Source organism: Streptomyces sp. L2 (assembly GCF_004124325.1).
Lineage (GTDB): Bacteria > Actinomycetota > Actinomycetes > Streptomycetales > Streptomycetaceae > Streptomyces.
In genome coordinates this window covers 3,373,958-3,387,801 of sequence record NZ_QBDT01000001.1, presented here as the reverse complement: position 1 = coordinate 3,387,801, position 13,844 = coordinate 3,373,958, and the positions used below count along the sequence as shown (strand labels likewise).

At 72.3% G+C, this 13,844-nt stretch carries 11 protein-coding genes and 1 pseudogene; 6 read left to right on the top strand and 6 right to left on the bottom strand.

The genetic code is table 11. The features are described from left to right. Window positions 1-26: 26 nt before the first annotated feature. Window positions 27-1,220 (bottom strand): annotated as a pseudogene (locus DBP14_RS14645) (sensor histidine kinase); the annotation flags it as partial. A gap of 150 nt (window positions 1,221-1,370) precedes the next feature. On the opposite strand from DBP14_RS14645, the gene DBP14_RS14640 reads away from it, so the two are divergent. Both DBP14_RS14640 and DBP14_RS14635 read left to right on the top strand, forming a co-directional pair. Next, entirely contained in the window at window positions 1,371-2,462 is a 1,092-nt protein-coding gene (locus DBP14_RS14640; protein WP_129311864.1) for an ABC transporter permease, read from the top strand. Continuing rightward, a complete protein-coding gene (locus DBP14_RS14635) occupies window positions 2,459-3,145 on the top strand; it encodes an ABC transporter ATP-binding protein (RefSeq protein ID WP_129307651.1) in 687 nt (228 codons plus the stop codon). Before DBP14_RS14640 ends, DBP14_RS14635 begins: the two co-directional genes overlap by 4 nt. Window positions 3,146-3,201: 56 nt before the next feature. On the opposite strand, the gene DBP14_RS14630 is transcribed toward DBP14_RS14635, so the two are convergent. Together DBP14_RS14630 and DBP14_RS14625 are read right to left on the bottom strand one after the other, a co-directional pair. Then, complete coding sequence (locus DBP14_RS14630) at window positions 3,202-3,861, bottom strand: HAD family acid phosphatase (protein WP_129307650.1); 660 nt, start codon at window positions 3,859-3,861, stop codon at window positions 3,202-3,204. Between the two features lie 154 nt (window positions 3,862-4,015). After that, on the bottom strand, window positions 4,016-7,144 hold the full coding sequence (locus DBP14_RS14625; protein ID WP_241740913.1) for an NACHT domain-containing protein: 3,129 nt from the start codon (window positions 7,142-7,144) through the stop codon (window positions 4,016-4,018). Window positions 7,145-7,538: 394 nt separating this feature from the next. On the opposite strand from DBP14_RS14625, the gene DBP14_RS14620 reads away from it, so the two are divergent. Continuing rightward, on the top strand, window positions 7,539-8,087 hold the full coding sequence (locus DBP14_RS14620) for a M23 family metallopeptidase (protein ID WP_129307648.1): 549 nt from the start codon (window positions 7,539-7,541) through the stop codon (window positions 8,085-8,087). Window positions 8,088-8,175: 88 nt separating this feature from the next. On the opposite strand, the gene DBP14_RS14615 is transcribed toward DBP14_RS14620, so the two are convergent. After that, entirely contained in the window at window positions 8,176-8,775 is a 600-nt protein-coding gene (locus DBP14_RS14615) for a TetR/AcrR family transcriptional regulator (RefSeq protein ID WP_129307647.1), read from the bottom strand. 125 nt (window positions 8,776-8,900) lie between these two features. Here DBP14_RS14615 and DBP14_RS14610 point away from each other — a divergent pair, with 125 nt between their 5' ends. The 3 genes from DBP14_RS14610 to DBP14_RS14600 all read left to right on the top strand — a co-directional run bounded on the left by DBP14_RS14610 (window position 8,901) and on the right by DBP14_RS14600 (window position 11,614). Beyond that, a complete protein-coding gene (locus DBP14_RS14610; protein WP_129307646.1) occupies window positions 8,901-10,514 on the top strand; it encodes an MDR family MFS transporter in 1,614 nt (537 codons plus the stop codon). A 153-nt stretch (window positions 10,515-10,667) separates the two neighbouring features. Further along, complete coding sequence (locus DBP14_RS14605) at window positions 10,668-11,174, top strand: helix-turn-helix transcriptional regulator (protein WP_129307645.1); 507 nt, start codon at window positions 10,668-10,670, stop codon at window positions 11,172-11,174. Continuing rightward, window positions 11,171-11,614: a VOC family protein gene (locus DBP14_RS14600; protein ID WP_129307644.1), complete on the top strand. Its 444-nt coding sequence runs from the start codon at window positions 11,171-11,173 to the stop codon at window positions 11,612-11,614. Before DBP14_RS14605 ends, DBP14_RS14600 begins: the two co-directional genes overlap by 4 nt. A 104-nt stretch (window positions 11,615-11,718) precedes the next feature. On the opposite strand, the gene cseC is transcribed toward DBP14_RS14600, so the two are convergent. Both cseC and cseB read right to left on the bottom strand, forming a co-directional pair. Continuing rightward, window positions 11,719-13,068 (bottom strand): two-component system sensor histidine kinase CseC, encoded by a 1,350-nt coding sequence (cseC, locus tag DBP14_RS14595; protein WP_129307643.1) that lies wholly within the window; start codon window positions 13,066-13,068, stop codon window positions 11,719-11,721. 11 nt (window positions 13,069-13,079) lie between these two features. Next, a complete protein-coding gene (cseB, locus tag DBP14_RS14590) occupies window positions 13,080-13,784 on the bottom strand; it encodes a two-component system response regulator CseB (RefSeq protein ID WP_129307642.1) in 705 nt (234 codons plus the stop codon). Window positions 13,785-13,844 lie beyond the last annotated feature (60 nt).

Sequence of the window (13,844 nt, the reverse complement as noted above, 5' to 3'; positions counted from 1 at the left end):
GATACCCGGGTGGGGTCCGGGTCGGTGAGCGGGAGGCGGGCGGTGAGGGTCGTGCCGTGGCCGGGGGTGGAGTGGATCGTGAGCGTGCCGCCCAGGGCCTGGGCGCGGGCGCGCATCGCGGTCAGGCCGAAGCCGCCGGCCTCCGGGTCGGGGGTGGGCAGCCCGGCGGGGTCGAAACCGGTGCCGTCGTCGGCGATCTCCACGACGACGTGCCCGGCCGGATGGGCGAGGGTGACGTCGACGGTGGTGGCCCCGGCGTGCCGGACGGTGTTGGCGAGCGCGGACTGCACGATGCGCAGCAGGGCGACCTCGTGCGCGGTCGGCAGCGGCACGGGCTCGCCGGTGCGGTGGAAGCGGGCGGTGACCGGGTGGCGGGTGCTGGTGGTGGCGCACAGCCGTGCCAGCGCGTCGGCCAGGGTCGTGCCCTCCAGTGCGGGCGGGGCGAGGGCGGCGACGAAGCGGCGGGCCTCGGCGAGGTTGTCGACGGCGGCCTGGCGGGCCTGGTCGACGTAGCGGGAGGCGGTCGCGTGCTCCGGTGTGCCGGGCAGGGCGCGTTCGGCGGCGCGCAGCAGCAGCTGGATGCTGGACAGGCCCTGGGCGAGGGTGTCGTGGATCTCGCGGGCCAGCCGTTCCCGCTCGGCGAGGACACCGGCGGTGTGCTGGGCGGCGGCCAGGTCGGCGCGGGTGGCGGTGAGTTCCTCGATCAGCCGCCGGCGCCGCTCGCTCTCCCGGTACAGGGTCTCGTACCCCCACACCACGGCGACGGCCACGGCGGCGCCGAGGGCCGGGCCGATCACCATGGCCGCGCTGAACGAGCCCTGGTGCGCGGCGAACGCGGCGATCGCCGCCGCCGCGGTGGCCGCGACGGCGGCCAGGCCGGCCCGGCGCGGCAGCAGGTGGAGCTGGAGGAAGTACAGCGGGAACGCCACCCACACCCCGTCCGCGGACAGGGCCAGCAGCACCAGCCATACGGCGCTCACGGCGGCCAGCCACAGCGCGGCGGCCCGGCGTGAGCGCCGTACGCGGGGCAGGGCGGGACCGGCCGCGTAGACCAGGCCGCACGCGGCGGCGACGGCGACGACCGCCCCGGCGTGCGCGTGGCCGTCGGCCACGGCCCGGCCGGCCGCGAGGGCGAGCAGCCCGGCGACCAGCAGGTGCAGGCACCAGGTGAGGGCCCGGCTGGTGGGGGTGAGGGCGGGAGTGGGGGCGGTGGTGTTCACGGTCCTCCCAGCCTAAGGAGAGACCCGCCCCGGGGCCTCCATCGAAAGTTACAAGTGAAGTGCTCCCCTGGGCCAGATGTCCGGGCGGGGGGTCCCCGGCGAGGCTGTCGGCATACCGCTTTCCCCGCCATGAGAGGGCAGGCCGAGGCCGTGTTCGTCGCCTGGAGAGACCTGAAGTTCGCCAAGGGGCGCTTCGCCCTGATGGGCGCCGTCATCGTGCTGATCACGCTGCTGGTGGGGCTGCTGTCCGGGCTGACCGCCGGTCTCGGCCGGCAGAACGTGTCCGCGATCACGTCCCTGCCCGTGGACCGGATCGCGTTCGGCGCGCCGGGCGCGGGGGAGAAGCTGTCGTACGCGGACTCCACCGTCACCGAGAAGCAGTGGCGGCGGTGGGCGGACGCGCCGGGCGTGCGCGGCGCGGAGCCGCTGGGCATCGCCACCACGAAGGCCACCGCGGGTCACCGCAGCAGCGGGGTCTCCGCCTTCGGGGTCCGCCCCGGCTCCCCGCTGGCCCCGGACAGCGGCCGGCTCGACGCCCGTACGGCGGTGCTGTCGACGCCCGCCGCCGACGACCTCGGCGTCTCGGCGGGCGACAGCTTCACCCTCGCCGGGCAGCGGCTGACGGTCGCAGCCGTACGCGGTGACGCCTCCTTCAGCCACACCCCGGTGATCTGGGTCAGCCTCGACACCTGGCGGCGGACGGCACCGCCGAGCGGCCGCGCCGACGACGGGCCGACGGCCACCGTCATCGCGCTGGACACCGCCCCGGGCGCCGATGTGCGGGCCCTGGACGAGGTGGCCGGCACGAAGACGGTGCCGAAGGACGACTCGCTGTCCGCGATCGGCTCCTACACCTCCGAGAACGGCTCCCTGCAGCTCATGCGCGGCTTCCTGTTCGCGATCTCGGCGCTCGTCATCGGCGCCTTCTTCACTGTGTGGACCATCCAGCGCGGCGGTGACATCGCCGTCCTCAAGGCGCTGGGCGCCTCCACCGCGAGCCTCCTGAAGGACGCGCTCGGCCAGGCCGTCGTCCTGCTGACCGGCGGCACGCTGATCGGCACCGGCATCGCCGCCGGCGTGGGCGCCCTGCTCTCCGGGTCGGCCGTGCCGTTCCTGCTCACCCCGGCGACCGTCCTGGTCCCGGCCGCCGTGATGATCGCGCTCGGCGCGCTCGGCGCCGGGCTGTCCGTCCGCCGGATCACCTCCGTCGACCCGCTGACCGCCCTGGGGAGCGCCCGATGAGCCTGCACCTGTCCGACGTCACGCTGACCTACCCCGACGGCGACTCCCGCCTGACCGCCCTGGACCGGGTCACCCTGGAGGTGCCCAAGGGGAGTGTCACCGCGGTCGTCGGGCCGTCCGGCTCGGGCAAGTCCAGCCTGCTCGCGGTGGCCGCGACGCTGATCACCCCCGACCGGGGCACGGTGGTCGTCGACGGGACGTCCACCGCCGGGCTGAGCCGCGCGGAACTCGCCGGCCTGCGCCGCCACCGCATCGGGATCGTCTTCCAGCAGCCCAACCTGCTGCCGTCCCTGACCGCGCTGGAGCAGCTCCAGGTCATGGCGCGGATCGACGGGCGCAAGGCGCGCGCGGCGCGGGAGCGGGCCATGGAACTGCTCGACGCCGTGGGCCTGGCCGGGCAGGCCGGGCGGCGGCCGCACCAGCTCTCCGGCGGTCAGCGCCAGCGCGTCAACATCGCCCGCGCCCTGATGAACGACCCGACGGTGCTGCTGGTCGACGAGCCCACCAGCGCCCTCGACCACGAGCGCGGCGCCGCCGTCGTCGGCCTCCTCACCCGCCTGACCCGGCAGCGGGCCACCGCGACCGTCCTGGTCACGCACGACAGCACCCACCTCACGGCGGTCGACCGGATCGCCGAGGTGCGCGACGGGCGGCTGAGCACGGCGGACACCGCGCAGGTGTGAACCGCGTCCGCCTCACCCCCGGCCGGCTGGGGGTGAGGCGGGTCATCGCAACCGGATCAGGACAACTGGCCGTCGTAGTCCGGGAGTTTGAACGTCTTCTCGGCGTGGCCGCCGCTGAGGTCGGTGGCGCTGTTGCCGATGTTCGCGATGATCGTGTAGCCGTGGCTCTCGATGTCGGCGCGCTGGGCGGTCTTGTAGGCGGCGACGTCCTTGAAGAGGTCGAGGAAGCCGCGGACGTAGAGGCCGGACACCTGGTAGCCGTCGTACTCCAGGTTCCACTCGGTGGGTTCCTCGATGATGCCCGGGCGGGCGGTGACGAAGAACAGGGAGACGCCGTGCGCCTGGGCGTACTGGGCGACGTTCAGCACGGGCTTGTTGGCGGCCTGCGGGATGCTGAAGCCGAGGTCGGTCTGGAGCGTGGTGTTGTCGATGTCGAAGACGATGGCCTGCTTCTCGCCCGGCCGGGCGTCGGCGATCCGGGCCTTGAGGTAGGGCAGCGCCTGGTCCATGACGGTCTGGCAGTCCCTCTGCCAGGCGCCGTAGTCGACCTTGGCGGCGGTGGCCGAGGCCGTGGCGGTGGTGCCGTTCGCCGGGGCCGTCGTGTCGGCCGTGTCCGCCGCGTGGGCGGGGACGGTGAGCGTGGCCAGCGCTGCCGTGGAAACGGCGGCGGAGACGGCGGTGACGGAGATCCGGTGCGCCCAGGGGCGTCTGCTCATCGTGGGGGTCCTCTCACGTCCGGGTGCTGAACTGCCGGGATTTTCCTGACGGTTGTGCTGTCAGGGGCATGATCAGTGGTGAGGGTGGCGCGAAAGGAACCGTAGGGTTACTGGGGGGTAGTCGTACAGAGTGGTGGTGGTACAGAGATGTGCGTCACACCACGCGGGTCGCCCGGGTGATGACCGGCTCCAGCGGCAACCGGGCCCGCACGTCCGGCCGTACGCCCGCCGACTCCGGGGCCAGCGAGATCTCGATCCGGGTCAGGCCCGGGAAGAGCCGGCCGATCTGCGAGAGGTCCTCGTCGCCCATGAACATGTACAGCCGCAGGCTGCTGATGGTGGGCAGCGGCGGCCCCGCCCACCCGACGACGTCCCAGATCACCCGCAGCTCCTCCAGGTGGGGCAGCCGGGCGATCTCCTCGTAGTCCTCGGGGGACAGCGTCGAGATCAGGTTGGCCAGGCTCAGCCGGCTCAGCGTCCCGAAGCGGTGAAGACCGCGCAGCCCGGTGTACCACAGCGCGTTCTTCGTGAAGCGCAGGAAGCGCAGCGGCACATCCCGGGGCAGGGCCTCGTCCAGGCCGCCGCCCCGCAGCAGCATGCCCACGTCGAGACTGGTCAGGTCCGCCGAGCCGGACAGCGGGGCGAACACGCCAAGCCGCTCCAGGCCCGGCATCGAGTTCAGGGACAGATGGGTCACCGGGAGCCCGGCCAGCGGGTCCAGCTCCGTCACCGACGGGCAGTTGGCCAGCGCCACATGGGCCAGCCGGGGCAGCGCGGCGAGGCCGGTCAGGTCCCGCAGCAGCTCGTTGTCGCGGAGGTAGATCTCGCTCACCCGCTCCGGCACGAGGCTCGCCGCCAGCTCCCCCGGATCGAGGTCGCCGACGAACTGCTGCGCCGCACGTCCGCCCAAGTCGCGCAGAAAACGGGCCTGTTCGCCGGACTGGGCGCTGAAGAAGAGGCCGTCCTCCCGCAGCCGGGCGATGACCTCATGGCCGTACGACACCGTCGGGAACCGGTGCCAGGTCCAGGTGAGCTGTGCCCGCACGGGCACCGCCGGATGGTCCCGGAACCGGGCCAGCACCGGCACCGCCGCCTGCGTGCCGATCAGCGACGCCGTGACGACGACCGCTCGGGCCTCCTCCTCGCTCAGCCCCTCCGGGCCGGGCAGCAGCTCCAGCGTGAGCGGCCCGGCGGCTGCCAGCGCCCGCGCCTCCTCCGTCGTGCGCGGCGGGATCAGGGCGGCCGCGCCGCGCTCCACGGCGGCCCGCACGGCCGGGTCCAGCTCGGTGGCGTGCTCCAGGCAGGCCAGCGCCAGCAGCCGTACGCGGGTGCTTGCCGCGCCCGTGAGCCGGTCCGCCGACTCGGTCAACTCGCCCAGAAGTTCAGCGCGTTCGCGGGGCCGGGCGTGCGCGACCGCCATCCGGATCACGTCCGCCCACTGCTCGTCGGCGGCCCCGCGCACCAGCAGTCCGAAGTCGCCGTCCTCTACGGCCGCCTTGGCGCCCAGGTAGTCCTGGAAGGTGCGGTGGACGAACTCGACGGTGCCGGGAGCCGGTTCGCGCAGCAGGCCGCTGCGCAGCAGCAGATGGTCCAGGACGTCCCCGGCACCGCCGTACGCGGCGGCCGCCGGCAGGGCGGGCAGCAGGTCCGCGATGATGCGTTCGGCGCGGTCGCGGTCCAGCTCCGCCTGGTTGTTGCGGATCAGCCAGTACGCGAGGCGCTGGAGCAGCTGGATCTGTGGCAGCGCGCCGAGCGGGGCGCCGTCCGTGCCGTCGCGGCCCGCGAACATGTCCCGTTCGACGTCGCGGCGCACCAGCAGCATCGCCAGCGCGGCGTCGTACAACTCCTGGCGGGCGTGCGGGAGATAGCCGCGCCGGTCCCGGTGCAGGGCGCAGATCAGCCCGCACATCAGCGGGTTGGTGGCGAGCCGGGCCAGGTCCGGTTTGGCGCGCACGGCGTCGGCGAGGGTGCGCTCGTAGCCGTCGAGGCGCTCGTGCTCGGTGGCCGGTGCCCCGGCGCGGGCGGCGGTGTGCCAGCGGGTGACGAAGGCGGCCACCTCGTCCGGGTCCATGGGGGTGAGGGCCAGCTCGGTGAAGCCCTCGGTGGCCAGCCAGTTCTCGCGTACGGCGGACGGGCGGGAGGTGACCAGCCACTGGTTGCCGGGATAGGCCTCCAGCAGCTCGCGCAGCCAGTGCCGGGTGCGCTCGCGGTCGCGTTCGGGGATCTCGTCCAGGCCGTCCACCAGGAGCATCGCGCGCCGGGCGGTCAGCACGCGGTCGGCCCAGCCGGCGGGCTGGCTGGCGTGGAAGGGGACGCGGGCGGCGGCCAGGAAGGCGTCCGGCGCGGGCAGCCCGTCGGGGCGGCGGACCAGGGTGCGCAGCGGCAGGACGAACGGGATCAGATCGCCGCGCTCGCCCCGGGACGCGGTCACCGCGAGCCACTGCACGAGCGTGGTCTTGCCGGAGCCGGCGACCCCGCGCAGCAGCACCCGGTCGTGCTCGGCGAGGGCCTGCTCGGCGGGCCGGGCGGTGGGGACGACGCCGAGCCAGGGGGCGGGGCCGTCGTCCGCACCGGCCGGGCCGACGGCCTGGAGGCTGAGGTAGGCCGCGTCCAGGGGCCAGCGGTCGGGGGAGTCGGCGAGGTCGATGCCGTAGATGGTGAGCTTGCCGTGCCGGGTGGCGAGGTGGGGGAGGAGGCGCTGCTCGAAGGCGGTGTCGGCGTCGCCGGGCCGGGGCGTGCGGGCGATCAGTTCGTCCGTCTTCGCGATCAGCTCGCGCTGCCTGCGGGTCTGCTCGACCAGGGTGCGGGCCACGAAGGAGGAGCGCTGGCTGAAGAAGTTGACGATGTGCAGGCAGGCCGTGGCCAGCAGGCGGCCGTAGCAGAGGGCCGCGTCCCGGGACAGGTCGCGTGCCGGGTCGCCGGCTGCGCCGCGCAGTGCGGCGGCGAGGGCGTCGTGTCCCAGCTCGACGGCCTGTACGTCGGTCATGGTCAGGTCGCCGAGGGCGTGCAGGCTGTCGGCCAGGGCGTGCACGACGGCGTCCCGCTCGTCCGGCGGCAGGGCGGCCTCGCCCGGCGCGCCCGTGGCGCGGTCCACCAGCGTGGTGGTGAGCCGGACCAGGTCGCGGTGGGTGAGGGTGCGCTTCTCGCCCCGGAAGGACACCAGCCCGGATACCCGGACCGGCCGGTCGACCAGGGCCGCGCCGGGTCCCTCCGCCACGAACAGCTTGCGCACCGCCGGCCCGATCAGACCCGACGCCAGCTTGCCGAGCACCGCCGGTTCCATGTCCCGTCCACCCCCGTGCCGCGTGACCGCATGACCGCAGGTCAGCGTAGCGCCGGTCACATTCCGGGGTCCGTGGATCTTGGGTCCCGGTGACATGCCGCACAGGACATATCTCTCGTACTAGGCGGAATAGTGGCCGACGAATCCGTCCTTAACTCGGACAAATTGGTATGTATGTTTCAAGGCTCTCGAACGGAAAGTCGACGTCATCGTCCCTGCTGGCGGGCGTGCGGGGCACCTGTCAAGAAGTGGGTTGTTTTGCACTCATCTACTACGTGATGCCGTAGAACGGCTGTTTGAGGCGATGCGGGGCGGCGGGTTACCAAAGACGGGCCGCTGCGGCGCTCATCCGACGCGCCGGGCGGATCCCCGTCCCCGAGCCCATGAGGTCTCCATGTTCAAGCGCGTCACGTCCCGTTCCACCCGTACGTCCTCGCTCCGCAACCGCGTGGCCGTCCTGGCCGCCGGAGTCGGCGCCACGGCCGTGCTGGGGACCGGTGTCGCGAGCGCCGCTCCGTCCGCCGCGTCCTGGGTGGACCCGGTGCAGCACTACACCCTGACCGCCACCTTCAACCAGGGCGGCAGCCACTGGATGCACAAGCACAGCGGCCAGGACTTCGCTGTGCCGATCGGCACGAACGTCGTCGCCGCGCACGGTGGCACCGTCGTCAAGGCCGGCCCCAACGGCGGCGGCGACGGCCCGGCCTACGGCAACGCGATCGTCATCAAGCACGGCGGTCACCTGTACTCGCAGTACGCCCACCTGTCCCGGATCGACGTCAAGGTCGGCCAGGTCGTCAAGACCGGCCAGCACATAGCCCGGTCCGGCAACACGGGCAACACGACGGGTCCGCACCTGCACTTCGAGATCCGTACGACGCCGAACTACGGCTCCGCCGTGAACCCGGTGGTGTTCCTGAAGGCGCACGGCGTCAAGGTCTGAGGGGCACTCGTGCCCCGAAGGGGCACGGGGAACTGCGCGACCACCCACGACGGGCCGTCAGATGAACGGCGGCCCGTTCAGGGCGATTTCACCCCGCCCTGCGGGTGCCCTCGTGGGCCTGGGTGACCATGTCCACGGCGACTTCGAGCACCGCGGCCCGCTTCTTCTCCGTGTCGCCCTCCAGGTCCTGCATCACGAACATGCCGGCGTGCAGCGTGAACAGCGCGCTGATGCAGCGGACCTGGTCGGTGAGTTCCGCCTCCGGGTCGATGATGATGTCCCGCAGGCCGCGCATGCGGTCCTTGAAGGTGTCGCCGATGCGCAGTTCCCGTACCGTCGCCTGGTTCTCCTGCATGAACCGGAACAGGGGTTCCGCGCCCGCGAGCGCCCGGCTGTAGCGCCGTACGATCTCCTGCTTGGTCTCCAGCGTGTGCGGCTGCCGGCGGCCCCACTCGATCAGTTCCTCGATCGGCTGCGTCAGGTCCTCGAAGAGGCTGACGATGATCTCTTCCTTGGTCTTGAAGTGGTAGTACAGGGCCGCCTTCGTCACGTCGAGCCGCTCGGCGATCTCGCGCAGTGAGGTCTTCTCGTAGCCCTGCTCGGCGAAGAGTTCGAGCGCGACGTCCTGGATGCGCTGGCGGGTGTTGCCGCGGCGCTGCTGCTTGGTGCCGTCCATGGTGACGCCCATCCTCGTACTCCTCGCGCTCCCGCAAAAACTTACTTGACGCCCGGCTAGTGGCAAGGCTACCTTCCAGTGTAGTGAACTAGCCGGGCGGCAAGTAAGTACCGGTCGCCAGGGGGAATGGGAAGACGATGGCGGACACACAGACGGCACCGGCCGAGGCGGCCACGCCGGAGCGGCCGGAGAAGCAGCCGAAGAGCGTGCGGGTGGTCCTGCTCGCACTCATGATCGCGATGATGCTCGCGATGCTGGACAACATGATCGTGGGTACGGCGATGCCGACGATCGTCGGTGAGCTGGGCGGCCTGGAACACCTGTCCTGGGTGGTCACCGGGTACACCCTGGCCACCGCGGCCTCCACCCCGATCTGGGGCAAGGTCGGCGACATGTACGGCCGCAAGGGCGCGTTCCTCACCTCGATCGTGATCTTCCTGATCGGATCGGCGCTGAGCGGCATGGCCCAGGACATGGGTCAGCTGATCGGCTTCCGCGCGATCCAGGGTCTGGGCGCGGGCGGCCTGATGGTCGGCGTCATGGCCATCATCGGCGACCTGATACCCCCGCGGGAGCGCGGCAAGTACACCGGCATGATGGCCGGCGTCATGGCGCTCGCGATGATCGGCGGCCCGCTCGTCGGCGGCACCATCACCGACAACTGGGGCTGGCGCTGGTCCTTCTACATCAACCTGCCGCTGGGCGTCGTCGCCCTGGCGCTGGTCACCGCCGTGCTGCACCTGCCCAGGAAGCGCGCCAAGGCCCGCATCGACTACCTGGGCGTCGCCCTGCTGACCGTCGGCATCACCTCGATCGTGCTGGTCACCACCTGGGGCGGCACGCAGTACGCCTGGACGTCCGCCCGCATCATGGAGCTGATCGGCATCGGCGTCGCCACGCTGGTCGGGTTCGTGTTCTGGCAGACCAGGGCCGCCGAGCCGGTGGTCCCGCTGCACATGTTCCGCAGCCGCAACTTCACCCTGATGTCGGTCATCGGCTTCATCACCGGCTTCGTGATGTTCGGCGCGACCCTCTACCTGCCGCTCTACCAGCAGTCCGTGCAGGGCGCCTCCGCGACCAACTCCGGCCTGCTGCTCCTGCCGATGCTCGGCGCGATGCTTGTGACGTCGATGATCGCCGGCCGGGTCACCACCAACAGCGGCCGCTACAAGGTCTTCCCGATCGTCGGCGGTGCCCTGATGATCGCCGGCCTGTACCTGCTCTCGCTCATGGACACCGGCACCACCCGGCTGACCTCGGGCATCTACATGGCCGTCCTGGGCCTCGGCATGGGCTGCCTGATGCAGATCACCATGCTGGTGGCGCAGAACAGCGTGGAGCTGAAGGACATGGGTGTGGCGTCCTCCTCCACCACCCTGCTCCGTACGCTCGGCTCCTCCTTCGGCGTCGCCATCATGGGCGCCCTCTTCAACAACCGCGTGCAGCACGTCATGGCCGAGCGCGGCGGTGAGATGGGCAAGCACATGACGGAGAAGTCCGCCGCGCTGGACGCCAAGAGCCTGGCCAAGCTGCCGCCGCTGCTGCGGGACGCCTACCAGCACGCGGTCTCCGCCGGCACGCACTCGGCGTTCGTGCTCGGCGCCGCGGTCGCGGTGCCGGTCCTGATCGCCGCGTTCTTCGTCAAGGAGGTGCCGCTGCGCAGCGGCCCGCAGAAGCCTTCGAATGACGGTGCCGACGGCGCCGACGGCGCGGAAGCGGTGGCCCCGGCGCCCGTCATCGACGCGGTCTGAGACGGGTCCCGGCCCTTCCGGCCGGTATCGCTGAACCGAAGCCCCCCGGCAGGTGTCCGCCCCGGGGGGCTTCGCCGTGCCCGCTACCCGGCAGCGCCCCCGGGGCTTCGCCGTGCCGGGCCGCTGTCAGTGGTGCGTGTCACCATCGGCCGTATGGGCAAGTTGCGGCAGTTGCGGATGGCGAAGGACGCCATGGACCGGGATTGGGCCGATCCCGGGCTCGACCTGGACGCGGTGGCCGCGCACGCCGGGTACTCGCGCTACCACTTCCTGCGCGCCTTCAAGGAGGTGTACGGCGAGACCCCCGGCCAGTACCTGACCCACCGCCGGATCGAGCGCGCCCAGGAGATGCTGCGCTGCGCCGACCTCACCGTGACCGAGATCTGCGCGCTGGTCGGCTTCAGCAGCCTCGGCACCTTCTCCGCCCGCTTCAAGGACCGCACCGGTATGACCCCGAGCGAGTACCGAGCCCGGCATGTGGGCCGCGGCGCCGCGCTCATACCCGGCTGCTACGCGATGCTCTGGGCCGGCGGCTTCCGGACCCCGCAGAGTTCCAGCACCGCAACATCCGAGAAGCGCCCCGGCACCGGCCGTGCCTACGGTGAGGAACGGGAATCCACGTCACCGAAGAACACCGCCGACAGGGGTACAGAACCATGATCAAGGGGCTCGCCATCACCACCGTATGGGTCCTCGACCAGGACCGGGCCAAGGAGTTCTACACCGAGAAGCTCGGCCTGGAGGTCCGGACCGACATGACCATGGGGGAGGGCGGCATGCGCTGGCTCACCGTCGGCGCGCCCGGCCAGCCCGACGTCGAGCTGACCCTCATGGTGCCCGGTCCGCCCGCGATGGACGCGGAGTCCGCCGAGATGATGCGGAAGCTCGTCGCCAAGGGCGCGCTCGGCGCCGGTGTGCTGGCCACCGACGACATCCACGGCGACTACAAGAAGCTCAAGGACCGCGGGGTGGAGTTCCTCCAGGAGCCCCAGGAGCGCCCGTACGGCACCGAGGCCCTCTTCCGCGACGACTCCGGCAACTGGTTCTCCTTCACCCAGCGCCGCGAGGGCGACCTGGACCTGGACAAGACCTGGTCCTGACCGAGCCGGGCGACCGGGCCCGGCGACCGGTCGGCCGCGGCGACCCCGCCCGGCGACCGGGCCCGGGGGCCCCACCCGGCGGCCCAGCCCGGCGACCGGGCCGTTCAGACCGTCTGTTCCGGCAGGAGCGGATAGCTCCCCGTGCTGGTGGGGGCGTGTTCCGGGAGCCACAGGACCGCCACCGCGCCCTCGGCGGGGATGTGCGCCGGTGCGCCCGCGGGGCGTACGTTGCGGAAGGTCAGCCGGGCGCCCAGCACACGGGCCTGACCAGCGGCGATGGTCAGGCCCAAGCCGTGGCCCTGGCCCGCGCGGTCCGCGCTGCCCGTGCGGAAGCGGCTCGGGCCGTCGGCGAGGAGTTCCTCGGGGAAGCCGGGGCCGTGGTCGCGGACCCGGATGACCCGGCCCTCGACGGTCACCTCGATCGGCGGCCTGCCGTGCCGGGCGGCGTTGGCGAGCAGGTTGAACAGCACGCGCTCCAGCCGGCGCGGGTCGGTCGTCACCTCCGACTCGTGCACCACCCGTACGGCGACGGCCGGGTCCTTGGCCGCCACGCGCCGCGTGACGAACTCGCCGAGCACGATGTCCTGCAGCTCGGCCCGCTCGGACGCGCCGTCGAGCCGGGCGACCTCCAGCACGTCCTCCACGAGGGTGCGCATCGCCTGGGCGCGGTCCAGGACCAGCTCGGTGGGCCGGCCGGGCGGCAGCAGCTCGGCCGCCGTCAGCAGACCGGTCACCGGGGTGCGCAGCTCGTGCGCGATGTCGGCGGTGACCCGCCGCTCGGCGTCCAGCCGCTGCCGCAGCGCGTCCGCCATGGCGTCCACCGCGCGCGCGAGATCGTCGGTCTCGTCCCGTACGACCCCGCCGATGGCCTCCCGCACGCGCACGTCGGTCTCGCCCTTGGCGACCTGGTTCGCCGCGGCCGCCGCCTTGCGCAGCCGCCGCGACAGCTGACCTCCTATCAGCACGCCCAGCGCGCTGCCGCCGAGCACGACCGCGATGGAGCCGATGACCAGCGCCTGGTCGAGGTCCTTCATGACGTCGGTGCTGCGGTCGGGGAAGTGGCTGTGCAGGGACAGCACGTGCCCGTCCTTGACCGGTACGGCCGCCCAGATGTCCGGGACCCCGCGGTGGTCGGAGACGAAGCTGGCCCGGCGGCCCTCCAGCGCCTTGGCGCGCAGCGGATCCGGCAGGTCCGGGTCGTCGATCTTGATGGCGGGGAAGTTGGGCCGCCCGGACAGCTCGTAGTTGCGCTGCGCGATCTGCACCCGCTGGTCGGCGAGGTCGCGCGCGTTGTCCAGCATGGAGACCCGGGCGGCGTTGTGCACCACCAGGCTGAGCGCTATCGCCACCAGCCCGGCGACGAGCGCGATCGCCGCGCTGAGCTTCCACCGGAGCCCGGTGCGCAGACCCGCCTGCTCCATGCGCCGCACGGGGCGCCGAATGAGACCCCGCATCCCCGCCCCGCTCAGGCCTTCAACTTGTAGCCGAAACCGCGGACCGTCTCGATCCGGTCCTGGCCGATCTTCTGCCGCAGCCGCTGCACGTGCACGTCGACGACCCGGGTATCCCCGCCCCAGCCGTAGTCCCACACGCGTTCCAGCAGCTTGTCGCGGGAGAGCACCGTGCCCGGCGCCGAGGAGAACTCCAGCAGCAGCCGCATCTCGGTCGGCGTGAGCGCCACCGGCCGGCCCGCCCGGCGCACCTCCATGCCCTCGGTGTCGACCTCCAGGTCGCCGAAGGTCAGCGTGCCGCCGGTGACCGCCGCGTCGGACTCCTCGGTCTGCGCGGCTCCGCCCGCGTGCCCGAAGCGGCGCAGCACCGCGCGGATCCGGGCGACCAGGACGGCGCCGTCGAAGGGTTTGGTCACGTAGTCGTCGGCGCCCGCCTCCAGGCCGAGCACGACGTCGATGGAGTCCGCGCGCGCGGACAGCATGATCACCGGTACGGTCGACTCGTCCCGGATCCGGCGGCACAGGCTGACGCCGTCCAGGCCGGGCACCATCACGTCCAGCAGGGCGATGTCGGGGCGGTTCGCCCGGAACGCCTCCAGACCGGACAGCCCGTCGGGCATGGCGGTGACCGCGAAGCCGTCCCGCTCCAGGGCGAGCTGGGTGGCCTCGCGGATGACGTCGTCGTCCTCGACGAACAGGACGTGGGTCTGGTCTGCCATCCCGGTGCTCTCAGTCCTCGTTCTTCAGCGTTGTACCGCGTTGTACCGCGTTCTTCTGCG

Bases quoted from the DNA above. Each gene is read 5' to 3' on its own strand.
- DBP14_RS14600 (WP_129307644.1), top strand. From the start codon at position 11,171: ATGATCAAGGGGCTCGCCATCACCACCGTATGGGTCCTCGACCAGGAC.
- cseC (WP_129307643.1), bottom strand. From the start codon at position 13,068: ATGCGGGGTCTCATTCGGCGCCCCGTGCGGCGCATGGAGCAGGCGGGT.
- DBP14_RS14630 (WP_129307650.1), bottom strand. From the start codon at position 3,861: ATGAGCAGACGCCCCTGGGCGCACCGGATCTCCGTCACCGCCGTCTCC.
- DBP14_RS14615 (WP_129307647.1), bottom strand. From the start codon at position 8,775: ATGGGCGTCACCATGGACGGCACCAAGCAGCAGCGCCGCGGCAACACC.
- cseB (WP_129307642.1), bottom strand. From the start codon at position 13,784: ATGGCAGACCAGACCCACGTCCTGTTCGTCGAGGACGACGACGTCATC.
- DBP14_RS14620 (WP_129307648.1), top strand. From the start codon at position 7,539: ATGTTCAAGCGCGTCACGTCCCGTTCCACCCGTACGTCCTCGCTCCGC.
- DBP14_RS14605 (WP_129307645.1), top strand. From the start codon at position 10,668: ATGGGCAAGTTGCGGCAGTTGCGGATGGCGAAGGACGCCATGGACCGG.
- DBP14_RS14635 (WP_129307651.1), top strand. From the start codon at position 2,459: ATGAGCCTGCACCTGTCCGACGTCACGCTGACCTACCCCGACGGCGAC.
- DBP14_RS14610 (WP_129307646.1), top strand. From the start codon at position 8,901: ATGGCGGACACACAGACGGCACCGGCCGAGGCGGCCACGCCGGAGCGG.
- DBP14_RS14625 (WP_241740913.1), bottom strand. From the start codon at position 7,144: ATGGAACCGGCGGTGCTCGGCAAGCTGGCGTCGGGTCTGATCGGGCCG.